The sequence below is a fragment of the Bacillus cereus group sp. BceL291 genome (assembly GCF_051776705.1).
In the GTDB taxonomy this organism is placed as follows: domain Bacteria; phylum Bacillota; class Bacilli; order Bacillales; family Bacillaceae_G; genus Bacillus_A; species Bacillus_A cereus.
In genome coordinates this window covers 40,277-64,415 of the sequence record NZ_JBPWAP010000025.1, presented here as the reverse complement: position 1 = coordinate 64,415, position 24,139 = coordinate 40,277, and the positions used below count along the sequence as shown (strand labels likewise).

Genomic DNA, 24,139 nt, shown 5'->3' with positions numbered 1-24,139 from the left:
TCCTAATATTAGTTTTATTAAGACGCAAGCTCCCTCTCTTCTATTTTTTAATTGAATATTTTAGGTTTATAATGATTTATTTTTAGAGATAATTACCTAATTTATTAACTTATTTTAGAGTAAAAATTAGGAGAAGCCTATCGTGACAGACTCCTCCTAAAAAACAACCGTTATATACATATGGAAAATAAATTTATTTTATTAATAATGAATATTCACCAGTGTTATCATCAAATTTATACACATACAAATAATATTTCCCTGGTTTCGCTACGAATTTTCCCTTTATAGCATTTCCTTCATCTTCACCACAAACTACGTAATTTTGCATGTCTGATTCATGATAAAGTACCCATGTCATCCCAATGTTTTGTTCATTTACCACAGAAATATCTACTTCTTTTGGAACTGTAACATCAAACGTATAAACATCTGTTTGATCAGGAGCAATCAGATTTCCTTTTACAAGCTTATTAAATGGGAGTACCTTTTCCTCTTCAAGGGATCCACCTGTTTGCGGATCTTGTTTTACAGTAACTTTTGTTTGTTCTTTACTTTCTTTTCCTCTACTATCTTTCACAGTTAGTTCCACAGTATATGTTCCTTTTTCCCCATATACATGGGTAGGGTTGGCTTCAGTACTTGTTGTACCATCTCCAAAGTTCCATAGATAAGAAATAATTTTTCCATTTTCACTTTCTGTACCATCACTATGGAATTGAATTCCTTCATTTACTATCCCGCTATATGGTCCATTCATATTTACTATAGTCGTTGTTTTTTCTTTTTCCTCTGTTGCAACACCATGGAAAACAATATCATATTCAAATTGATTGGCTGCATTCACACGATAGTTAACAAAATAGGCTGTAACTGTTTTATAGCCGCTCCATCCTGTTTGAGACAACTGCTCCAAGGTTTGATTGACTTGTTTACTCATTGTTTTCCAGTCTTCAGACTCACCTTTTGATGTACTACCTATGTACTTGCCTTCTACAGTAAATGTGTTAAAAAATTGAGACTCATGTTTTGTGATTTTTGCATCTTTTATATTAGTTACATCGACAATTTCTTTCTTCACTTCAGCTAACGGCTTAGGTGCATGTTGTATTAAGTAATCATTTGTTACTTGTGGTACATTGTATTTATCTTGATTATCAATCAACTGCTGCATATACGTTTGATATTCTGTATTCAGCTGTGCATCTTTACTTAATGCTTCACGATACGCGTCATAATTTTTCACATCGTTTGCACGGATTAAATCCTGAATCTTATCAAAGGTTTCAAAGTGGTGATTATATAGATAAGACTGTAGTGCAAAGGAATAATTATAAAAATCCCATGATCCATATTTTGCGAACAAAGTTTGCTTTGCAGTATAACGGCTTGCCGGATCAGATGATAAGCCACTTATAATACTTTTACGTGGAACAACATTATTTGTACGTGTAGATCCTGCAAAGAATTCTGCATTCCCTTCTTGGAACCAAGTTAAGCGTTCATTTTGATATAGTTCTCCACTCCCAAATAAACCAGGAACCTCGTATCTTCCTTGTAAATAATGAGTGAATTCGTGACGGAATAACTCTTCTAGACTATAAATACTCTGTTTTGGTGTACGCTCATATGTAAAGAAAGTACCCTTCTCTTCAATATAAATACCGCCGTTGTTCGTTTCATATCCATATAATTGTCTATTTAATTGATAATCATCTGGATTATTATAAATTACAATTGTCAGCACATCATCTGCGTTACCTGGTTCTAGTGCTTTATCATTTCCAATTACACGGTGATATTGTGCCTTTACTTCTTTGGCTGCCCAATATAACCTTTTAATTTTCTCTTCTGTTACTTTATCGCCTGTCTTAAAAACAATAGATCCATCATCAAATGTATATGTTTTAGGTAAGTATTGTAACTTCCCTTCTTCACGTATTTTCTGTAAATCTACTGTATTTCCATCATAATCTTTTCCACCGTAGTTTGTTTTGATTTGCTCTACCGCTATAAAATAAGGTCCACTTAGGCGAGGATACATATTCATCGCTTGTGTAATAACTTCCAATCCTTTGTTTGGATTGCTATGAAATTTCCCTAAACGTCCTGCATAATAAATCCCATTATTAATTAGCCAACTATTCTCAGTTGTTAAATTCCGTATGAGAGCAATTCTACTAACCTCATTTATAAAGTTATCTATCTTTCCATACCACATTGTTGCATTAGGCTTTTTATTCGTTTCCTGCAAATAAGATTGTATATCATAATCAATACCTTTTACGATTTCATATACAGCTTGTTCTTTCATATAATCATTAGCATACATAGAAAGGTTATCATTAAACTGTTTTAAAATATTTGCCGCATACTGTACTGTTTCAGCATCACTAGAAGCATTACTAATTAATTTTCCATACGCAACTACTACTCTATCTTGCTCAGCTGTACCTAATGTAAAGTTTGGATTTTTTGCAATAGCTTTTAATGCTGGTAAACATTTGTCATGGAAGCTTCTCTCATTTAAGTAACCTACTTCATTATTAAAATATCCCACATAAAAAGCAGAACGTAATATCTCAACAAAAGTTTCAATTCCCATTGAGTCCTCTTTCGTAAAAGATTTCCCTCGTCGTCCTAATTCATTAATGATAACGTTCATACGTTCTCTATTTTGATAAAAAGCTTTCGTATCTTGATTGAATTGAAATAAGTCTGTAATTTGATTCCATGAAACTCTTGATAGCGTATCAATGAATTGACTATCAGGCATTTTATTCAGTTCTGCCAGAGTATAGCTTTGCTTTAATTGCCTGTCATTATGTTTCATCACCGAAGTTGGCCTTTGTGAAAAATCACCTACTTTTAAACGCTCTTCAAAAGTTAAAGTTCCATCCGCTTTTGTAGCATGTGCAATTTCATCTTTTAAAGTTTCTGTCCCAATCGGTTTCATCTGTAACGTATTATAGGGTGCTTTTTCTTCTGCGGATACCTGTGTTTGAATACTTCCAAATGATAATGCCATCGTACTAATACCGATCATCATTTGAGTAAATTTTAAATTCTTGTTCATAACATTTCCTCCATTTATATATTCCACCCAAAAATATAACATTTTATTTTAATAAATTATCATAAAATGTATTATTACATATTGTTTAATATGTATTTCTGTATAAATTAATATTAAACAAAGCATTATTTAATCTCTTTCTTTTTCCATACATACTCATAAATTGAGTAAACTTTTTGTTTGGAATTTACAGGTTCGTTGCACGAAACCAGACTCTCTGGCAAGATTTCTTAAGATGTTCGGGGATAAATAACATTGAATTTCTTGAGCAAATAGTTGTAGTTCATCAGATACAAAAATAGACATAAAAAACGCTATCCTTTCCTATGATTCTAGAGAAAGAATAGCGTTTTTTTACTCGTTCAGTACTTAGTAGGTATAACTTTTTATATTTCAAATGACTTTTCTCTCTAAAATTATTTTTCATACAAATTTTCAGATTCTAAAAAATCTATAAATTTCTTATAATGTGTCACTGTTCTTTCTAAAGCAATCATTAAAACAAATATAAAATAAATTGCTTGAATTCCATTCATATAATTAAAGAGTGATTCAAATATATATACAATACTTGCAATCATAGAACAAAACCATAAATAAAATTTCATTTTCAGTTTTTTAATTTTTTGCTTAGTTGTCTTACAAGGCTGGCCATGAACTCTTATAAACAAATAAATTGCTGTATGCAAAATAATAATTGAAAATTGGAAACTTCGATTGTCCTCCGAACTAAATTCAGAGAAACCTATTTCTAATGAATGTAATACTATCCAAATAGAAAACAAAGATAGCACGAAGACATATAAAAAACCAAATAATAATTCAAAAATAAATAACCAAGGTTTATTTAATATTGAGTAAAATGGATTTAGATATTTTATGGTTAATAAAAATTTCTTCACTAAATCAGTAATAATAATTGATGTATTAGTTATATTCATATAGAAAAGTAATGTTATTGGAACCAATAACATTATAGCAATGCCCCAAATGGTAATCTTAATACCGGATAAAAAGAAAACAGCTCCAAAAATTACAACTGAAAAAATAAAAGTTGATATTGGAACAAACATTAAAAATATAAGAGTTCTTATTAAGATTAACTCCCCTAAAAAATCTTTTATTATGAAAACATGTATTTTTTCCTCCTTGTAATTCTTCACAGTTTCAACTATTTCTTTCTCGGATAAAAGAAAATACTTCAATCTATTAAACATAAAAAAACTCCTTTATATTAATTTAAAAAAGATTGCCCTCTGTATGCTACAGAGGGCAATCTTTCTTGATGATTAAAATATATACCCAACTGTTAGCAAATATATTAAAAGACATTGTCATTAATTCACTTTAAATTTCACTTCTGGGTATTTGGAGTCCAATTTTTCAAGCGCAGAGCTATCGTCTACCTGTTTCACATATCGATCAAAAAAAGCGAGACTGAATTCGTTTATAATACGGTGAACGTATCTTGGATCTTCATCTAAGCTTCGTAACAAAGGAGAGAACAAATGAAAATCAGTGAAACTCGTATGATTGGTATGGGGAATAACCATTGACATGCCACCACCTGCAAGTGCATGGTCACTACGAACTTTTCCCTCTAAAAAATCTTTCGTGGAATCATCACTAGTCTCTGCATTCATAATCAAAAACGGTTTTCCAACTCTAGATTTCGGAACATTTTCCCCATATAATGTACCATCCATATTGATGGCTGCTTTGACACGGGAGTCTTCCACTAACACTTGCGCAGCTGTAGCTCCACCATAAGAATGTCCAAACATTCCAATTCGGGATGTATCCATTCTTCCTGTAAAGCGATTATCTTTATCGCTTTGGTTAAGCTTCTCTATTTGATTAAGTACAAAAACAACATCTTCCTTCCATAATTTGATATGGCGATCTCGTTCGGCAAAATCAGTTAAATTGATCGACTGTACAAAAGCGGTTCTGCCATCTGGAAAGACGGTAGCTGCAGCATCATAGGTATGATCAATTCCTACGACGATGTAACCTTGGCTGGCCAACTCCTCCACCTCAAACGTGTTTTGATTGCGAAAACCGCTTAAACCATGGGAAAAGAGTAGAACCGGATAACGTTCCTCTGAATCTGACAATTGAGCTTCCATGAATGCATTCGACTTCATCAAGCCTAGATGATGAAACGCGAATGCTGGAATAGACAATGATTTTTCCAACCCCTTGGCAATCTCATCCGAGTTATGGATATAAGGTGCGCGATTCATCTCTCCTTTTTCTTTTGCAGGATACCAAACCTGAACCATCAGCTCGCGCCGGCCGTTCAAATCTTTCATATAAGGTTCTTCTCGATTATAATCAATCCAATGATAAAGTGTAGTACCAACCTTGAAGGGACCGCTCGTTTTTTCAAATAAAACTACCGGCATGAGGGAAGGAAGCATGACCGCAATAGTCAAATAAATGACCAGTAGCGCTGTCTTGACTGTGAATGCCCCACAACTTTTAACGTTCTTTTTTGATTCAGCAAATAGATAGCAGCTTGTTAAAATAAATGGGGACAAATAAGCAGGAATCATCTGCCAGCGATACCCTTCTACGATAAGCTGCACAACAACCACACAAAAGGCAACTGTTAGAATGAAGACAGACCATTGTTTTATTTTCTCACTAAAAAACAATATCCAGCCTAGAATACTAAAATTCACAATGATTATAACAGTCTCAAAAAAATCCATTTACATTCCTCCTATACCCGTATTTTATCTTCAAGGACATCCCAGCCAAATTGAAAAAACAATTTAAAATTACAAACTTTTCGTTTCCATCTCTGATTACCTTAATTCGTACCTTAAGTACCAAAAAATTATTTTCGGTACTCATTTTATATTATACCGAAATCTTCCAGACTGTAAAGTATAATTACCCTTAAGTAAAATCGACATAAAGTGAAACTTTAATCAGTGGGGTTTTCTTCATCCCCCACTGATTATCAGCCCTCACCAATCGGACTTTTATGGGCAGTTGATCTCCCACCTAAATTCTTTGCTTTCACTGAATTTTGAGGTAGGAATCTTACTGCCCATTAAAGCGGGATAAAAATAAAAAATGAGCGGGGCTACGTTAACCTGTATGGTTATTGTGACCCTACTCATTTTTTATGTAGAAGTACTATTTAATCCTTACTTGTGATTCCATGCAATATGATATCGGCCATCATTGCAAGTGACTCTTGTAGAGTAATTTGGTTAGAGGCTATACTCCCCTGTTCAAAAATTGATTTCATTAACGTTTTGAGTGTTTGGATTAGCACTGGAATGTCCATTGAACGTAAAACACCGCTATTGATGCCCTCCTCAACTAGCCCAGTAATTACCTCCCATTCTTCATTTATGCCTTGTTCTATTTTTGCCCACTGCTCTGGATGGTAACGTCGCAGTTCAATCAGTAAACGTACGAAGCTGTGCTGAAAATCCTTAGGCACAATTAAAAGAATCCCTTTTAATTTTTCCGGTATGGTCAAATTCGAATTATCGATAATTTCCCGAAAACGTATTTGGGCTTCTTCATTTATTTGCTCAACTACATAACCAATAAGCTCGTCCTTAGATGGAAAATGCTCGTAAAGCGTACTTTTGCTTACACCTAGATCACGAGCTAAATCACTCATTGTGAATTTTATTCCCCTTACATGAAAAAGCGCAATAGCAGTTTTGGCAATCCGATCTTTCATCATTTATTCACCTCATACCAAAATAGTAAAGTTATTATCTCTCCAGTACTATAATAGTACTTCGAGTACAAGAATAGTTTAACTTTTTATTTCTTGAAGGTCAAACGTGATGAAGATGATGACATTTCACTTCATAGCCTTTAAATGAAAATATTATGTTTTTTATGGAAACCAAGTTTATTTTTATCATTGTGGGGACATCAAAACTTTAACTTGATAGGGATATGGCACTACCCCAATTAATAAATATTATTAACTATATGTCTATCATATTTTTTATAAACAGGATCAATTAGATTTAAAAAAAGACTTCTTTTTCTTTACTCGTAATAAATCACCTGTCCACCCTTTGAATCGCATATACATATACATACCCCCTGTTGTGAAAATAATAAATAAGAGAGCCATTAAATAGCTATATTTCCATTCAAGTTCAGGCATGTATTTAAAATTCATACCCCATAATGCTCCTAAGGCTGTCAAAGGCGTACTTACAGCAGTTAATACAGTAAGAGCTTTCATAATTTCATTCCCACGATGAGAAGAAACAACTTCTTGTAAATGAATCATCGTGTCTAATTCTTCTTGGTACTCTTTAACGAGTTGTAATCCACGCTCTAATTTTACGTGCGTTTGTTTATAACAAAGGGTGTTTGTTAGTTTTTCTAACCAAGCTTCCTCCAAGCCTTGTAACACTTCTTGTATTAAGCGAAACACATGTGTGTTCATAAATAATTCATGACGAATATGATAAATCCTTTCTAAAACTGCTATGTTATTATGATGATAAAAATCCCATAACACATTTCTGAAATTGTTTTCAAAATAGTCAACCTTTCGTAAATAGTGAGATATAAATATCGATAAGATGGCACATAGTCCTTCAGCGGAACTATTACAATTTTTTATACCTATAGGGAAATTATGTATTAATTCTTGAAAATCTTCTTCCTCTTTTTCTTGGACCGTTATCAGTATCCCATGAGCTACGAAATAATGAAGAAATTTTTGAATTTTGGCGTCCTTTTTATCTTGATCATATAAAAACGAACCATATACACAAGTTTGACTTGGTGATAACGTATAAACATATAATCCATTTTCACAAGGAGAACTTATTTTCTTTACAAATTGAGGGAAATAAGATGTTACATCACGGGGGATTATAGAAGAAATTTCTTCAAGCTCACTAGTTTTCACATGATACCAACTCCATTTCGTCATTTTTATGCATTCCATATTATTCTTCCTTTCTAAATAGTTTTATGTTTGATTGAATCATATCCGTAATATGAAATTTGTATGTAGGTATCCATATCTTGGAGGAAAAGTTTTTAAATCATCTAAATTACAAAATAAATGCATAGGAGGTCTTATTCTTTAAAAAGGAAGACCCCCTATATATTAGTTATTTTTATTCTCAATTTTAAACATTTCCTCTATACAAGCACTTTTTATCTTTTCTTATTTATATTTGGAAAAGAAGCCACACAATTTGGCACGTCTATTCAACGAACTCCATTTCGGTCGTCATTATAATTTGGATTTATATGCAGATTGATTGGTGATGTCCTCAAATACTTGACTTCCAATAATATAGTATCCATGAAGCGCGGCCTCTTTTGAAGCGTCTACCATACGGAAAGAAACAATTTCACCTTGCATTTTTTCAATTTGTTTTTTGTGGAGATCTACTACTCCTCCTGTCCAAATAATAGTATCATACTGGTCTAACTTAAATTGTTCTTGTAATACACGCATGATGTCTTGGAAATGTGTATCCAACTCTTTTTGAATTAAAATATCCACCTGACTTGTCTCATAATTTTCTTCTTTATCTCCATATCCTTTTTCTAATATTTTTGGCATGTCATTAATATGCAATTGATTACTTTCACCCGCATGATTCTGCAGGATATTCTTAATATTTTTCAAAGGCTTGCTACATCCTAGTTCCGTCTCATAATGATTTAAAATGACATTCTGTTTCATATCTGTCATTTCTAATGTACGAAATCCACCATCAATAATTAAGATGCGATCTTGTTCCTGAATGATTCCCTCTTTTAAGAAATAGGCATGTAAAGCGATCGGTTGCTGAAGAATCAAAGCATTTTCAACCGTAATATTAATAAATTTCCCATCAATTTGTACGGAAGTTTCTTTTTTTAGTGCACGTTGTAATTGCTCATGCTGACTACCAAAACAAGTGACTGGAAGCCCGGTAACAACTAAAGGTAACACGACATTTTCTTTATAATCCTTTGCAATGCAACCAAATATTTGTTGTTTAAACTCTTCGCTTTCATAATAATTTTCTATTTCTTCGTCAAATGGAGGAAGAAATGAAGCGTCAGATTGATGTGCTTCATTTCCCATGTAGTATGCAAAGTCTAAGTCTATAAAACTTACCTTTGTTAAATCTTCACTTTCAGCATGATTAGGTACAGGAGCTAGTGTGGCAGCTTCACTCTTAATCGTCACCTCAGAATCTACATCCTGTCGATATGCCCGCTTAGTAAAACCAATTCCTACATCAATTGCATACAGAGATTTCATACTTTTTTCCTCACTTTCTCTTTTTAGAATTAAATCTAAGCACTCTCTTCTTTCCCTTCTTTCACATATTTCTTTTCATTTTCCGTTTTTTCTCCGTCTAGGTTCTTACTATTTTGTTTTATTTCATTATCCTTTTCATCTTTTTTCTTTTTGTTATTTTCGTTTTCTGTTAAATCTTTAATAGTAGAAATGACAACCGGTGTGGCTGTAAGCAGTTGTGGTAATGTTTGTTTTGCAACATTAGCTGCAGTTACAGAGAATTGTTTACTTGTCTCGGTTACCTTCTCTAATGTTTCCTTTATGTTTCCTTCTTGTAGTTTGTCTTTTACGCTTTTTCCTTTTGTTTGTATAGCTTTCCGATTTTCTTTTTTTAACAGAGATACCATGACTCCGGTCGTAATCCCAATCACAGCATATTTAAATATTGTATGTTTCATTTTTCTCACCCTTCTCTACTTTTATTTTCTTCCATGCTACAACCTAAAATAATTAACTTATCTATTTATCAGATATTGCAATCTATTAGAGAGAATGATAGTTTTGCGGCTGCCTATCACTCGCCGTTAGTGTTTCATCTGTTACTAGAAGTAAAATTCTCCCTTGATCTAGTTTTTCTTCATATAAGTTAGCTTCCTCCTTCGACAACCCCATTTCCTCCATTTGATTTCGGAGCTCGTCCCCTTTTTTGGAGAAAAAGTTGATAATACTTGTGCCCAATCCTTGTTCTTTTACTCCAATCGTATTTGTGTTTGTATCATCCGCAATCTTTTTTGTTATATGTTTTTCATGTGTTAAGACGTAAATGTCATCTTGGTGAATCCCTTGCAATTCTAGCTCTTTTACTTTCATAACTACTTCCTGTTCATTTTGATATTCATAAACCACCGGTTTTCTTTCATTCTTATGCATCGTATTTTTCCTCCCTTAGATTTTTTATTTTCTTATTTAGTTGTTATGTAATATGTAATACACCTATTTTAAAGATGTTAAACCTAAATTTTCAAAAAACTTCACATAATAGGTTATTAATGTTTTTGAATATCAAGGAAATGTCACGAGCACTTTGCTTTGATAACAGTGTTACAAATAACGCTTTATTTGGAAGGCAAGCCTATTGTTTTATAGAAAATTTCGATTTAAAAAAGTTACAAAAGGAGTACAAGATATTTTTTTCGTTAATTAAACCAAAGGAAAATAAAAAAACACTCTTTTTAAAAGAGTGCTAAAAAACATATACCCTAATAATGTTTCTAGTTTAATTACAGAAAGAAAGTCTTTATTAAAACATATGGTTGCTAATTTAATTGCGATCTGCCTTGCACCCAAGCAGCAATATCATTTATAACATACTCAGGAATATTAGCAGGACTATAATATTCATCCGGTTTACTTATTTCTCCATCCCCTTCTGTAAAGAAATGATTTAACTTTGGATATAGTCGATAATCAATGTTATCTCGTTCTTTTAATTGTTCTTTCCATAGAGAGATTTCGATTTCCGATTGAACTTGATAGTCTCTTTCACCTTGAATAATAAAAAGCGATGTCTTTTGTTCTTTTGACATTTCTGCTGCTTTAATTTTTCGGATGGAATTCTTACTTCACAAAATTTTTTGCTGTTTTCACTATATACTTACTATACAAATGAAAATATACAACGATACTAAATATACAAACTTTGCATAAAAAATGATTTTATAGCCTCTTTTTAATATCCATGCCCACTTTGCCAGCCACCGTGTCCACCTTGCCAACCACCGTGTCCGCCTTGCCAACCACTGTGTCCGCCTTGCCAACCACTGTGTCCGCCTTGCCAACCACCGTGTCCACCTTGCCAACCACTATGTCCGCCTTGCCAACCACCGTGTCCACCCGGCCAACCACCGTGTCCGCCTTGCCAACCACCATGTCCGCCTTGCCAACCACCATGTCCACCTTGCCAACCACCGTGTCCACCCGGCCAACCACCACCGTGCCCGCCTTGCCACCAGCCTACATAGCCTTGTCTCTGTGAGTTCATTCCTTCGCATCCCTTCTTATTAAAAATTCAAATACTGTAACTGGGTATTCTCTAAATATAATTATGTATCCAAAAAATAAATGTATCCGCAAACATCTCGATTATCGGTAAAGTAATTATCTAATGAAAAAACATTTATCATTGCAAATCTAAGCTCTATTGTTTTTTACTTTTTTTAAAAAATTTCCGCTATTTTATTAGCATACTTTTTAGATTCAAATTCATCATAGTTACTTAGTATTGCAACAGACAAATCATTACTTGGGATCATTTTTCAACATTACATCAGAATCCATAGCTGGGCTTTAGTTATACAATGAAAAACGATACTTCACTATTGAAATATCGCAAAAAACTATTTATTTACATTATTATGATTATAATCCTATCCGGTATTAGTTAATCACCTATAATTGCAACAGGGCTAAACGATTCATAATGAATCAATTCCTTTGGTACTTCCCATTTATGCAAAATTTTAATACTAGCTTCCATAAAAGGAAGAGAACCGCATATATAAATTTGCTTCCTTGGTAGCAATATTTCTCTATTTAAACAAACTGCAAGTAACCACTCATCCTTAGAATGAGTGGTTACTTGGTATTTTTATATAAAGAGCCATAAAAGTAATGTCAGCATACGAAACATCTTTGAACCTAATTTGGTTTATTTCCCCATCTTCGGTTTACACCACCGACCGACTCTCTAAAAGAAAAACTACTTTTACTCTTTCCTTTTATCGTTTTCAAACAATATACATTTTAATTATCATCACTTTACAATAACTCTGTATATTTATCAAGGGATGTTTTTTAAAATAAAATATATTCATAATTAATTCACAAAATACATTTTCTAATATATATAAGGAGATCTAATTTCATCTAGAAATGTTGTGTTTTGCATAAAAGCCACGAAGATATAAATAAAAAATAATACGATTTGTACGAAAGAATAACCATACAATGTTATCCCTCCTTTAAACACCTATTTAAGAAAAACTTAAGAATTCACTTCTAAATTCATAAGAATTTTTTCCTATACTTAAAAATAAGTAATTTAACAAAAGGAGAAACGTTCATGAAGAACTTTGTAATTTTTATACTAGGAATAGGCCTCCCTATATACTTACTACCTTTCATATTACGTGGAGATTTAGACAAATTTAATCCGATTGCTGAAGAAAAAAATGTATATGCCGTTGCGAAAGGATATGGTGTTCCAGATTATCATCATAAAGGAAGAGCTATGTACTCACTAAAAGGTGTTGATGAATTAAGCAATGAAAAAGAATATAAAATTGGAACGAACACGCCTAATGATTTTAGAAGAAAAACTTACTTAAAAATTCATGTAAAAGGAAAGTATGTCTATTCTTACGACGTTATTTCTGAAAAGGACATTCCGGAGAAAATAAGGGGACAATTGGAGATAGCAAATAAATAAAAGAGCCAATTCATACGATTTGGCTCTTTATTCTCTCTCCCATCTACCGTTTGGATAATACTTTCGGTAGATTTATTAAATTCGTTATCATTGTTCCAATAACCATTGCTCAATTACTTTTACTGTTTCATCTCGTTGTGCTTTTGGCGTAATTAAACTCGCATTATCACCTTTTTGCTCACCATACATACCAAAATGAGCATGATTGCCCCCTTTTATCATGTGCATAGTTGTATTTTTGGACATGAACTTTTTATTGTTTTCTATTTTTTCTACAGTTGCTAAAGCATCTACTTCCCCATAAATTGATAACATCGGAATCGATTTCGTAGAGAAGTCATCTGCAGGATACGAACCTAAGAAAATGATTCCGTCTACCTTGTCTTCATGTTGAAAGGCATACTTAGAAATCATAGCTCCTCCCATTGAATGCCCTGCAACATACCATTTTTGAACTTCAGGATACTTTTCAATTACACTGTCTACCTCATTTATTCCAAGTATCGCTAAATTTAATGGTAACTGAGGCATTACTACAAAGTGCCCATCTTTTGCAAGAGCTTCTCCTAAGTAACTATAAGCCTCAGCTTCTACTTTAGCTCCTTGATAAAAAATAACCCCTACTTTCGCATCTTTTGCTCCAAAAACGATATTATCTTCATCTTTTTTATCATCTACTAACGACAAAGCCTCTTGCGTCGGTTTATAAGTAAACTGAGACCAAGTCAAAAAAGTAATACTTCCTATAATTAAAATAGCTAGTAAAGAGTACAGCGTAATTTTTATCCATTTCTTCACAAAGATGACCTCCATAAGATGTATATATTCCATATTTCGGATTATCATTAACACACATAAAAACTCAAGCATTTTTATTATGCTCAAGTTTTTAGTTCCGTCTTTAATTTATACTATAAATTGTCCAAGATAAATATGTAGCAAATGCAGTCCATAAAAAATATGGAATTAGCAACCATGTCGATACTTTAGATAAATTGGAAGAAACCGCTATGAGAAGCAACGTAGTAATAGCGACTAGTAAACAATCTATTGTTGCTAAAAACAAATTCTTTTGGCTAAATTGAAAATAGCTGAACGCTTGATTGAATATATAATTTAAAAGGAATAAAAACCAAAATGTTTTTGGCTTAAATCCATAGTTGTTGTAAATAATTGCTACTGATAATGCAATAAGTCCAAATAATACAGCCCATATCATTCCGATTGTCATACCAGGAGGTGTCCAAGACGGCTTTTCTAACGCATCATACCAAGTACGATCAATAGGGAATAAAACACTAGAAACATAAAACAAACCATATGTTAGTAAAAATACTATAATACTAGATTTTTTCATAAACATTCTCCTTTTTAATAGAAGGTTTTAGAAACTCTATATGATTCGTATACTCTTTCAATGAATACAACTTTAATACGCAAATAGACATTATAACTTTTACATATCAAATTCATATTGACTCGTGTATTTTATATAAATTCTTTCATACTTTTATATGCACAAAGGGCTCTCTCTCGTGCTGCCTTATGATCAACAATCGGATAAGGGTATGTATTCCCAAGTTTTATATTGGATTTTTGTAAAATATGCTCAGGTGCTTCCCAAGGTTTATGTATATATTTGTTTGGGATATCTCTTAATTCTGGTACCCATCTTCTTATATACTCTCCATTTTTATCAAACTTTTCTCCTTGTGTGATAGGATTAAAAATACGAAAGTACGGTGATGCATCTGCTCCACTTCCAGCAACCCATTGCCATCCCATTGTATTATTTGCAATATCAGCATCTAGTAGTGTATCCATAAACCATTTTGCACCTTCTTGCCACGGAATTAACAAATGCTTTACAAGAAAAGAGGCTACAGCCATTCTTGCCCGATTATGCATAAAACCGGTTTGCCATAGTTCTCGCATTCCCGCATCAATAAACGGATAACCAGTTTCACCCTTCTGCCATACTCTTAATAACTCCTCTTCCTTATTCCACGGAAAATGTTCAAAGCTCTTATTAAGAGGTTTATATACTGTAAATGGATAATGGTATAGTAAATAATAAGAAAACTCTCGCCAAATTAATTGACGTATAAAGCTATTAACTTGTTTTTCAAAGAGACTAGATTGTCTTTCAGTACTTTTATTTATTAAGTAATGAAACATTAGCTTTACTGATATTTGTCCAAATGAAAGATACGGTGCCAACATCGAATGGACATTTTGATTTGGAAAATCTCTTCCTTCACTATAAGAGGCTAATTTACTAGAGAAAAATTTCTTAAATGTTTTGTATGCCCCTTCCTCTGTAGGCTCCCATATTGCTTCCATATGAGATGTCCACGGTATAGTCGGCAACAAGTGTAATTCTGAGACAGATAAGCTTGCTGGTAAAGAGTTTCCCCACTTTATACTCTGCACTCTGTTAATAGGTTTAGGTATTACCTGCTTTTGAAATGCATTGTAAAAAGGCGTAAACACCTTATATTCAGTGTTATCCTTCTTTTTTATAATCCACGGTTCTAATAATAAATGCGAATTAAATTCCTTACAAATAATACCTTTATCTTCTAATATCATTTTCATTTTTTGATTAGATTTTAACCTGTCTGGATCATAACAACTATTCCAATATACAGCCGTTATATCTAATTGTTTTATGAGAGAAAGTATTTCTTCCTGTGTATTTCCTTTGCGGATTATTAAAGTAGAGCCCAATGCCTTAAGTTGCTTTTGGACATCTATTATAGCATGGTGTAACCACCACTTTGCCGCACTTCCTATTGAAAAAGTTTCATCTTGTACATATACCGGAAGAACCTCCCCGGACTGAACAGCCTCAAATAGAGCTGGGTTATCATATAAACGAAAATCTTTTTGAAACATAACGATAATTTTGTTTTGCATGGCTATCCCCTCTTACTCTTAAAACATAATAGATTCTTTATGTGAATAATCCTCTTTTTTACTTTTGCATTATTATATTAATAATTCTTTGTAATCGTAAACAAACGTTTCCATAGTTATTGGACTTCTATCTAGTAAATTCGATAAATCTGATGTGACTTTTTTAGCTAACCCTAATTTTGCAGTTGTATATATTCCAATCATAACCCAAATAAAGTCACTGTTAAGTCCCTTTTGAATCATTCTTTTTCTAAATTTAAATATACTTGGATTTGTATAAGTAATATCTTTATTTATTATTTTTGAAATAATAGCAGCAACTTCATAATATGTTAATGCCTCATTTCCCGTTAAAGAATAAGCTTTAAATTCATGTCCCTCTTCGGTTAATATTTTAGCTGCAACTTCTCCAATATCCCGTACATCTATAAAACTTGTTTCCCCTTTACCAGCAGGTACTTCAATTATTTTTTCATTTCTTAATTCATCACCATGTTGTGATAATAAATTTTGCATAAAAAAACTCGGTCTTAGGAATGTGTAAGGGATCCCAGAAGCCTTTATCATAGCTTCAATTTTAGCATGAGGTACTATCGGATTTTTTTCTACACCTAATAAAGATAAAAATACAATGTGTTTTATACCTATTTCTTTTGCGGCATCTACAACAGGCTGGAAATACTTTTTTGCATCAGCTAGATGTGGTGGTCTTATTAGAAAGACTTTAGTAACACCTGTTAAAGCCGCCTTTACAGATGAGGGGTTTTCAAAATCAAAATACACTCCTTCAGTTTCTCTACTGCGCGTTGTGACTTTGAAAGTAGCATTTCTTTTTATTAGGCATTTTACAACCTCTTTTCCTACATTCCCTGTAGCACCTGTTACTAAAATCATTTTAATCACCCTTTATTTTTTTGTAAATTTTGAATCATACTTTGCAAAACTCGAACTGTATTTTCTACTTCCTCTTTAGGAATACTAGCTGTAGCATTTTTTATAACTTCATCGCTTACATTTTCTATCTCCTGTATTAATGCCTTAGTTTCATCTGTTAAAAATATTAAATGTGACCGTTTATCTTTAGGATTATGTTTTATAAGAATCCATTCTTTTTGCAATAATCTTTGTATAATTCCGGTTACTGTTGGACGGTCTGCTAAGAGCCTTTCAGCAATCATAGCCGGGGTGGTTCCATTTGGATAAAGAGATATATCCTTTAACACAGACCATTGCTGAGCTGTTATTTTATATTCTTTTAATTGATTTGATAATTCTGTTTTCGTCATTATACTTACCTTGTGTAATAAATAGCCTAAATTATTCATATAACCTCCAATATAGTTAGTACACTAATTATATAGTTAGTATACTAACTATAATGTGTAATTACAAACTTCAATTAATAGTTTATATATAAAAGATGTATCAAATTCTTATTTTGTACTATTTCATATTATATTTAAAATCTTCTTTAATCCTGTTTTGCATGTATTGTACACTCTATATACAAAGGTTATTCCTTGCTGTTACTTTAAATAAGCATTTACAATTGTATCTAGCATAGGTATTTCTTATTGTCCGATTAGTCATATTTATTCTTAATTCTGCAAAATAAAAAGAAACTGGAGAAAAATATAGGAAAACAATTTGATAAACAGTCAAACTTAAATACATTTATTGATTCAACAATCCTATGGACTTTTCAAAACAAAAATGCTATAAATACACTTTTGAATGAAGGTAAGCTTATAGCCAATCCTATTTTTGTTAGTAAAGAAGATTGCACAGCATATAAATACATTGTAAGACACATGAAACAGAAAGGTATTGACTTTACTATAGATTTCCCCATTTGGGCATGGCATTCATACAATGGTTACCAAAAGAAGCCTACTATTGTTTATAAATGCTTTATTTAAGCATTTATATTAGTTACATAATGAAAATTCTTAAATAGTTTTTAAACATTTTTTAAAAGTTGTAATTCTACATGTATCGTAAGACTATTTCCATGACTTTCAGCCCATACTTTGCCCTCATGCAATTCAATTGTGCGCTTTACAATTGCTAAACCAATTCCGGATCCGTGTATTTGACTCGACCGTGATTTATCAACTCGATAAAACTTCTCAAACATCTTGCTTAATTCTTGTGCTTCAAGATGATCTGTTTTATTTGTAATACAAATAAATGCCTTATCTTCTTCTTTTTTTAGTTCCACTATTACTGTTGAATTTGAAAAACTATATTTTTCAGTATTAGATAGTAAATTATCAAATACACGCACCAGTTTTTCTATATCTGCCCATACCCAAATATCCTTATTAATGATATTTAGTTTAACAATTAATTGCTGTTTTTCAAAAATCGGGATATACTCTCCTACTAGCTGACCTAACAAATTGCCCAATTCTACTTTTTCTTTTCTCAACTTAACATCAGGTAAAGATAATTTTGTGTATTCAAACAATTCATTAATGAGAGTTTTTAATTTTAATGTTAAATTATACGTATTTTGAATATACATTTCTAATTCTTCTTTATTTCGATATTGTTTTTCATTTACTAATGCTAAATATCCAATAATAGACGTTAAAGGGGTACGCAAATCATGAGAAATATTGGTAATAAATTCACTTTTACCTTTCTCAATTGCTCTCTCTTTCTCAAAACGCTCCCTTAATTGACTAGCCATCCAATTAATATTATAAGCTAAAGAAGATAATTCATCTTTTCCTTTAACACGTATGGAATGTTTCCAATCTTTTTTTACAATCTTTTGAATACCTCGTTCAATTTCTTTAATGTATCTTGTAATAGGGATCATAAACAGCAAAAATAAAAGGATGAAAATTAATATACTGCTCACCAAAGCAAGTAATAAATTTTGATTATATTGAGTTGGTGAGATTGTTTTATTCGAATTTGGAGATTGTACCATTACATATCCAATTCCATCTTGAAATGAAACTGGTGAAACAAACAATATGAACTTCTCAAACAAAGGATTTCTGACGTTTGGTGTAACATTTAATTTCTCCTGTAATAATTCCTGTGGGAGATTATCCTGCAATTGAAAATTATGTGAACGATAGATAATATGGCCTTTATAATCTAATACTAAAAACCTTAAATTTTCATTCTTCTTTTGGATAGATTGAATCATCGGTATAACTTGTTCTATATGCCCAGATTCCAAATTACGCTTTTGTATATCATTAGTTATCCCTATCGCTATTTCCCTTATTTCGGCTTCTTTTTCAATCTGTTGATTATAAGAAAGTAGATTTGCACTTTTCATTGCTATGAGAAAAAAAGTAACAACCGCAACGATGAAACAGAGCAAAAAAATTAAAATAAGCTTTATATTTAAGCGTGTAGAAAAGAATATATTATCCCTTAATTTCGTACGATCGATCATACTCTATAGCCAACTCCCCATACTGTTTTTAAATAAACAGGCTGACGAGGGTTTTCTTCAATTTTTTCCCGTATTTTAGTAATATGAACCATGACTGTATTATCTGATTTATAAAATGAATCTTCCCAGACCATCTCGTATATTTTTTCTACACTAAAAACCTTTCCTTTATTTCTCACTAATAAAGAAAGTATGTCAAATTCCTTTGGAGTTAACCTTACTTCTTCATTTCTAATGAAAACTTGTCTTGTCTCCTCGTCTACCTTAAGATGGCCTATTTCATGAATAAATTGTTTTACTTCTTCTGTTTGATAAACACGATATCTTCGTAATTGAGATTTAATTCTTGCCATTAATTCAAGTGGATTAAACGGTTTGGTAATGTAGTCTTCTGCCCCACTCATTAATCCCTGGATCTTATCTATATCCTCATCTTTAGCTGACAAAAAAATTATAGGCATTTGATACTGTTCTCTTATTTTTAAACAAGCCTCTATGCCATCCATTTTCGGTAACATAATATCTAAAATGATTAAATCAATTGTTGTATTTCTTAAAGTTTCTAAAGCTTTTATAGCATCCGATGCATCTATAATTTCATACCCTTCATTTTTTAAATAAATGGATACGATTTTTCTTATCTCTATATCATCATCTACAATCAAAATTTTTTCTTTCTGCATCATATTTTCTTCCTCTCTGACATCTCGTTCTATGCTGTAGTATTATACATTTAGTTTTACCTTACACGTATAAAGTGAAACTTTAATCAGCCTTCACCAATCGGTCTTTTACGGGAATCCCGCCCCCCACCTAACTTCTTTGCTTCCACTTAATTTTGAGATGTGGGTCTTACTACCCGTTAATGCGTGATAATACACTTTGCTTTTTTAAACATATTGAAGAAACCATCTGTTTTGCAAGTTGATTTGAACTGGGTAAAATAGCCCCCTACGATCCGAGGCCGCTTCACATACTCTTACATAAAACAAATAACATTCATAAATTCCTCTCCAATGTTAATTTAGAACATACAATCAATCTACTGAAAAAATCTTAATTTTCACCCTACAAAAATATTAAGATTTCTTAACATTGAATGGAGAATTTACATATTAAAAATGGACAGTTCCCTATACTATTAGACCTGTCCAAATTAACGTTTTTAATTTATAAATTAAAATATTATACTTTTCTTTATTTTATAATATCTGTCACTATAAACATTGATTTTCTATCTCTCTAAGTACATCATTTCCAATATTATCTATCTTTTCATTTTTTATAGTGTTATATAAACTCTGTAAAACTTTTAACTCTGTTCTTAAATGTAAAATGACACTAGATAATATATATAACTTAGCTACACTCTCTTTTCCACACTTCTCTTCATATACTTTTTGAAGGGTAGTAAGATATAACGTCAGTTGAGAAATTTTAGTTTTTAGCTGTTCTAGAATTAATTCTTCTTCCCCATATTGTGCAAAAAGTAGCGCTTCATATATAGGACGATGCATATCCTCTTTCTTTATCATTTGCTCTAATAATAAATGTTCAAATTCTTGTTTACCACTTTTAGTAATACCGTAAATAGTTCGTTCAGGACGTTGTTCATTACGAATAATATCAACAACCTCTATAAAACCCTTCTTTTCAAGTTGCTCAAATGTATAATATAAAGAGCCTTTAGTAATTTTTATATAATATTTCATTTCACTATTTTTTAAAAGTTGCTGGACTTCATACGGATGCCTATTTTTCTCCATAAGAAGACCCAGCATAAAAAGCTTTGTATTCATAACTCTCCACTCCTTAATAACCTATACCAATAGTATAAGCTAAAAATAAGTAAAGAATCTTTTTGTTTTATAAAATTTATAACTTCAAATTCACTTTATTATCCTTTGTACCAGCTTTGACATTCCCCATAAATAATATTGCCATAAACGAAACGATAATTGGAATTAAAGCTAATAGAAAAACAGTAGTAATGGAAGATGACATAGCAGCTATAACCTTTTCAAGAATAAAAGTAGGTATACTGGACCTTACATCTGAGCGAAATATTGCACTTGGATCACCTAGATTATTTAACATGCTGGAACCATGTTCTATTCCCTTAAAAGCATCCTTTAAGTTAGCTGTAAAGGTACTATTTTGAATGGAGCCAAAAATCGTTACTCCAATTGTCATACCTAGTGAACGAAAGAATGAATTTGTTGAAGTAGCTGAGCCACGGAATCTCGGTTCCATATTATGAATAGAAACTGTGGGAAGCAAAGAGAACGAAAATCCAACTCCAAACCCCGTTATAATCATGTATATCGTTAAAAGTACACGGCTTGTTTGTGGATCCATCGTTCCTAACAAATACATACCTATCCCAAAGGATATTATAGATAATAACATCAAGTTACGGTAACTAATTTTCGTTTGAAATATTCCACCAATTGCACTACCTACTACAGAACCTAACATCATTGGGGTTAAAATTAATCCAGCATTAGTTGCTGTTCCACCATATACAGCCTGAACAAAAATAGGAATAAATACTGTTAAAATAACAAATGTTGCTCCATAGAAAAACGTAATAATTTGTGATATTGCAAACTCCTTACGCTTAAACATCCAAAATGATATTATCGGATCTTTCACTTTTCTTTCTACCAATAGGAAGCCAACAAAAAATACAATAAACAATGCAAATAACCCAATGATTTGTATCGAATCCCACTTAAATTCTTTTCCTCCCAACTCTAAAGCGAACATTAAGCTAATTACTGCTATGACGAGTGTTATCGCCCCCCACCAATCAATATTTTGCTTAGTAGGTGGATTATTTTCTTTATAAGCTTTTAAAATAAAAATTAATGACATTAGACCAATTGGAATATTGACGTAAAAAATCCAATGCCAACTAATATTTTCTGTTATATACGCACCTAATAAAGGTCCTAATACACTTGAAGAACCAAATACGGCCCCTAATAATCCAGTCATTTTCCCTCTTTTTTCAATAGGAAAAATATCAAATACAATGGTAAAGGCGATTGGCATCAGTGCCCCCCCACCTATACCTTGAATTGCACGATAAATACTTAGCTGAACAATACTTTGCGCAGTACCACATAATGCAGAACCAATTAAGAAGATTAATAAACCAAAAATATAAAACCTCTTTCTACCATACATATCAGATAATTTCCCGAAAATAGGCATACCCGCCATAACTGCAACCATATAAGCAGAAGTAACCCAGATGAATTTATCCAATCCACCCAAATCTGAGACAATTGTACCAATTGAAGTGGCAACAATTGTATTATCCATTGCAGCCATTAAAATGCCTAGCATTAACCCAGCTATCACTAAGCGTAAGTTGCTCTCTTTTGCAACCATACCTCTTTCCTCCTTTTTTCACACTCAATAAAATATATAGTCTAATTAAACTATATACTCATTATAGTCTAATTAGACTATTTTTCAATAAATCATAAGAAAAAAATAAATCCCCCCAAATATATTGGAGAGATTATAATTGTAGAATTGCTTCCTATATAAAGTAATTAAAACCGTAAAAACTATTACTTTTTTATACTACCTTGATTTTGCATACATGTAGCTTACTCATTTAGTTTTGGTCTAGTTTGTAAATATAAATTCAAATCCGGACTTGAACCGCTAATAATTATATCTCGAACAATTTTAGAAAGCACCATACTATATACTAATCCATTATCTCCATACGCATAGATAAAGTGACAATTTGGAAACTCTTCATACATTCCAATTATAGGTAAACCATCATGAGTACCACCATAAAAAGCACTTAAATAAAATTCAGGTTCAACTGTTATATTGGGAAAGAGCTTATTAAATTCATTTACTAATTTCTCTTTTTTATGGATTAATTTTGAATCTCTTTCTTGAGCAATGTTTGTATCTTCATCTAACCCACCTATAATAATCCTGTTATCTGCAGTAGTTCTCATATAAATATATGGTCTCGCAGTTTCCCAAATGAGAGTACGTTTATACCAAGAAGATAAATCTTCTACAGGATTAGTAACAACTGCATATGAGCTAATCAGTGTAGCGTTCTTTTCCTTTTTAAATTCCAACCCTTCATATCCTGCAGCCACAATTACTTTATTGGCAGTAATAGAATTGCCCCCCTTTGTATAAAAGATAGCACATTCTTTCTCTAACTTTTTGCCAACAATCTCTGTATCTTCATAAATTTGAACTCCTTTATTAGCAGCTTGTTCTAATAAACTATGTGTAAATTTATAAGGATTTATTTCACCATCATTATACGTATAAATAGCTGCACGTTTTTTAAATGGATATCTCTGTCCAATTTGTTCCTCTGATAGCCAAGTCGCTTTAAAATCATGCTTATGTAAATAATACAGTTCTTTTTCTAATTTCTTTATATCCTCTTCATAACTTGCATAATATAAACTGTCACGTCGTTTAAAATCAGAGCAATAAGGCAAATTTTGATCAGCATATTCAATATCATTAATAGCTTGTTCACATAATTTCATATGCTTAACTGCATACTCTTCTCCAAATGTATTTACAAGTTCAAAAAACATCTTGTCACCTAAATATTGAATAAGTGCTGTATTTGTAAGGTTACTCCCGTGTCCTACCTTTCTTTTATCAACGACAACAATATTTAAATCTGATTCACTCAAATAGTATGCTGATTGAGCACCTGAACTTCCTGCTCCTATTATTAGTACGTCACATTTTATATCTTCTTCCAAGCGAGGATAAGAAGATGTATTAGAAAAAGTTGTGTTCCAATATAATTTCCCTTTCTGTAAATCCATTTAAAGTGCACCGTCCTAAATAAAATAGTTATATCCCCATCTGTATCTCCAAATCATTCTTACTATATACTTCTTATCAAATTTATTTTTGCTACCATTAGATTATTAATGCAATATTTTGTTCACCCATATATGGTATTAAACT

Annotated in this window: 20 protein-coding genes and 4 pseudogenes; 3 read left to right on the top strand and 21 right to left on the bottom strand. The window is 32.0% G+C overall.

The annotated features are described in order from the left end of the window. Positions 1–193: 193 nt before the first annotated feature. The 9 genes and pseudogenes from colA to ACS2CR_RS17150 all read right to left on the bottom strand — a co-directional run bounded on the left by colA (position 194) and on the right by ACS2CR_RS17150 (position 10,256). On the bottom strand, positions 194–3,076 hold the full coding sequence (gene colA / locus ACS2CR_RS17190) for a collagenase ColA (RefSeq protein ID WP_016110276.1): 2,883 nt from the start codon (positions 3,074–3,076) through the stop codon (positions 194–196). A 159-nt stretch (positions 3,077–3,235) separates the two neighbouring features. Then, a pseudogene (locus ACS2CR_RS17185) lies at positions 3,236–3,382 on the bottom strand (IS4 family transposase); the annotation flags it as partial. A 110-nt stretch (positions 3,383–3,492) separates the two neighbouring features. Further along, the gene (locus tag ACS2CR_RS17180; protein ID WP_000483298.1) at positions 3,493–4,293 is read right to left on the bottom strand and encodes a hypothetical protein; all 801 of its coding nucleotides are present in this window, start codon (positions 4,291–4,293) and stop codon (positions 3,493–3,495) included. A gap of 120 nt (positions 4,294–4,413) precedes the next feature. Beyond that, a complete protein-coding gene (locus ACS2CR_RS17175) occupies positions 4,414–5,793 on the bottom strand; it encodes an alpha/beta hydrolase family protein (protein ID WP_000345279.1) in 1,380 nt (459 codons plus the stop codon). Positions 5,794–6,230: 437 nt separating this feature from the next. After that, a complete protein-coding gene (locus ACS2CR_RS17170) occupies positions 6,231–6,788 on the bottom strand; it encodes a TetR/AcrR family transcriptional regulator (protein WP_000654864.1) in 558 nt (185 codons plus the stop codon). Positions 6,789–7,076: 288 nt separating this feature from the next. Next, on the bottom strand, positions 7,077–8,027 hold the full coding sequence (locus ACS2CR_RS17165) for a magnesium transporter CorA family protein (protein ID WP_016110277.1): 951 nt from the start codon (positions 8,025–8,027) through the stop codon (positions 7,077–7,079). Positions 8,028–8,321: 294 nt separating this feature from the next. Beyond that, positions 8,322–9,347 carry a ParM/StbA family protein gene (locus tag ACS2CR_RS17160; protein ID WP_016110278.1) on the bottom strand — a complete coding sequence of 342 codons (1,026 nt, stop codon included), beginning with the start codon at positions 9,345–9,347 and terminating at the stop codon, positions 8,322–8,324. A 35-nt stretch (positions 9,348–9,382) separates the two neighbouring features. Continuing rightward, positions 9,383–9,784, bottom strand: a complete 402-nt coding sequence (locus tag ACS2CR_RS17155) for a hypothetical protein (protein WP_000683226.1) — start codon at positions 9,782–9,784, stop codon at positions 9,383–9,385. Positions 9,785–9,869: 85 nt separating this feature from the next. Then, the gene (locus ACS2CR_RS17150) at positions 9,870–10,256 is read right to left on the bottom strand and encodes a general stress protein (RefSeq protein ID WP_000549440.1); all 387 of its coding nucleotides are present in this window, start codon (positions 10,254–10,256) and stop codon (positions 9,870–9,872) included. A gap of 119 nt (positions 10,257–10,375) precedes the next feature. Here ACS2CR_RS17150 and ACS2CR_RS17145 point away from each other — a divergent pair. Continuing rightward, positions 10,376–10,530, top strand: a pseudogene (locus tag ACS2CR_RS17145) (acyl dehydratase). A 112-nt stretch (positions 10,531–10,642) separates the two neighbouring features. Here ACS2CR_RS17145 and ACS2CR_RS17140 read toward each other — a convergent pair. Both ACS2CR_RS17140 and ACS2CR_RS17135 read right to left on the bottom strand, forming a co-directional pair. Next, positions 10,643–10,942 (bottom strand): annotated as a pseudogene (locus ACS2CR_RS17140) (alpha/beta hydrolase); the annotation flags it as partial. Positions 10,943–11,055: 113 nt separating this feature from the next. Continuing rightward, the gene (locus ACS2CR_RS17135; protein ID WP_153602493.1) at positions 11,056–11,367 is read right to left on the bottom strand and encodes a hypothetical protein; all 312 of its coding nucleotides are present in this window, start codon (positions 11,365–11,367) and stop codon (positions 11,056–11,058) included. Between the two features lie 1,080 nt (positions 11,368–12,447). On the opposite strand from ACS2CR_RS17135, the gene ACS2CR_RS17130 reads away from it, so the two are divergent. Next, positions 12,448–12,813 carry a YxeA family protein gene (locus tag ACS2CR_RS17130; protein WP_016110281.1) on the top strand — a complete coding sequence of 122 codons (366 nt, stop codon included), beginning with the start codon at positions 12,448–12,450 and terminating at the stop codon, positions 12,811–12,813. Between the two features lie 87 nt (positions 12,814–12,900). On the opposite strand, the gene ACS2CR_RS17125 is transcribed toward ACS2CR_RS17130, so the two are convergent. The 5 genes from ACS2CR_RS17125 to ACS2CR_RS17105 all read right to left on the bottom strand — a co-directional run bounded on the left by ACS2CR_RS17125 (position 12,901) and on the right by ACS2CR_RS17105 (position 17,057). Beyond that, positions 12,901–13,611 (bottom strand): alpha/beta hydrolase, encoded by a 711-nt coding sequence (locus ACS2CR_RS17125; RefSeq protein ID WP_000758827.1) that lies wholly within the window; start codon positions 13,609–13,611, stop codon positions 12,901–12,903. 103 nt (positions 13,612–13,714) lie between these two features. Further along, positions 13,715–14,170, bottom strand: coding sequence for a TspO/MBR family protein (locus ACS2CR_RS17120; protein WP_000749742.1), 456 nt, complete (start codon positions 14,168–14,170; stop codon positions 13,715–13,717). A gap of 131 nt (positions 14,171–14,301) precedes the next feature. Further along, positions 14,302–15,732 carry a cryptochrome/photolyase family protein gene (locus tag ACS2CR_RS17115; RefSeq protein ID WP_001179979.1) on the bottom strand — a complete coding sequence of 477 codons (1,431 nt, stop codon included), beginning with the start codon at positions 15,730–15,732 and terminating at the stop codon, positions 14,302–14,304. Positions 15,733–15,804: 72 nt separating this feature from the next. Further along, positions 15,805–16,626, bottom strand: coding sequence for an SDR family oxidoreductase (locus ACS2CR_RS17110; protein WP_000604773.1), 822 nt, complete (start codon positions 16,624–16,626; stop codon positions 15,805–15,807). A gap of 5 nt (positions 16,627–16,631) precedes the next feature. After that, a complete protein-coding gene (locus tag ACS2CR_RS17105; RefSeq protein ID WP_001061039.1) occupies positions 16,632–17,057 on the bottom strand; it encodes a MarR family winged helix-turn-helix transcriptional regulator in 426 nt (141 codons plus the stop codon). Between the two features lie 309 nt (positions 17,058–17,366). Between ACS2CR_RS17105 and ACS2CR_RS17100 the strand changes: the two are divergent. Then, positions 17,367–17,627 (top strand): annotated as a pseudogene (locus tag ACS2CR_RS17100) (DUF3841 domain-containing protein); the annotation flags it as partial. Positions 17,628–17,692: 65 nt separating this feature from the next. On the opposite strand, the gene ACS2CR_RS17095 reads toward ACS2CR_RS17100, so the two are convergent. The 5 genes from ACS2CR_RS17095 to ACS2CR_RS17075 all read right to left on the bottom strand — a co-directional run bounded on the left by ACS2CR_RS17095 (position 17,693) and on the right by ACS2CR_RS17075 (position 23,994). Then, positions 17,693–19,153 (bottom strand): sensor histidine kinase, encoded by a 1,461-nt coding sequence (locus ACS2CR_RS17095; protein ID WP_000567229.1) that lies wholly within the window; start codon positions 19,151–19,153, stop codon positions 17,693–17,695. Next, positions 19,150–19,836, bottom strand: coding sequence for a response regulator transcription factor (locus ACS2CR_RS17090; RefSeq protein ID WP_074644074.1), 687 nt, complete (start codon positions 19,834–19,836; stop codon positions 19,150–19,152). The genes ACS2CR_RS17095 and ACS2CR_RS17090 overlap by 4 nt, the downstream gene beginning before the upstream one ends. A gap of 534 nt (positions 19,837–20,370) precedes the next feature. After that, positions 20,371–20,952 carry a PadR family transcriptional regulator gene (locus tag ACS2CR_RS17085; RefSeq protein ID WP_001093176.1) on the bottom strand — a complete coding sequence of 194 codons (582 nt, stop codon included), beginning with the start codon at positions 20,950–20,952 and terminating at the stop codon, positions 20,371–20,373. A 76-nt stretch (positions 20,953–21,028) separates the two neighbouring features. Then, entirely contained in the window at positions 21,029–22,552 is a 1,524-nt protein-coding gene (locus tag ACS2CR_RS17080; RefSeq protein WP_053514249.1) for an MDR family MFS transporter, read from the bottom strand. Positions 22,553–22,776: 224 nt separating this feature from the next. Further along, entirely contained in the window at positions 22,777–23,994 is a 1,218-nt protein-coding gene (locus tag ACS2CR_RS17075; protein ID WP_000365648.1) for an NAD(P)/FAD-dependent oxidoreductase, read from the bottom strand. Positions 23,995–24,139: the final 145 nt, after the last annotated feature.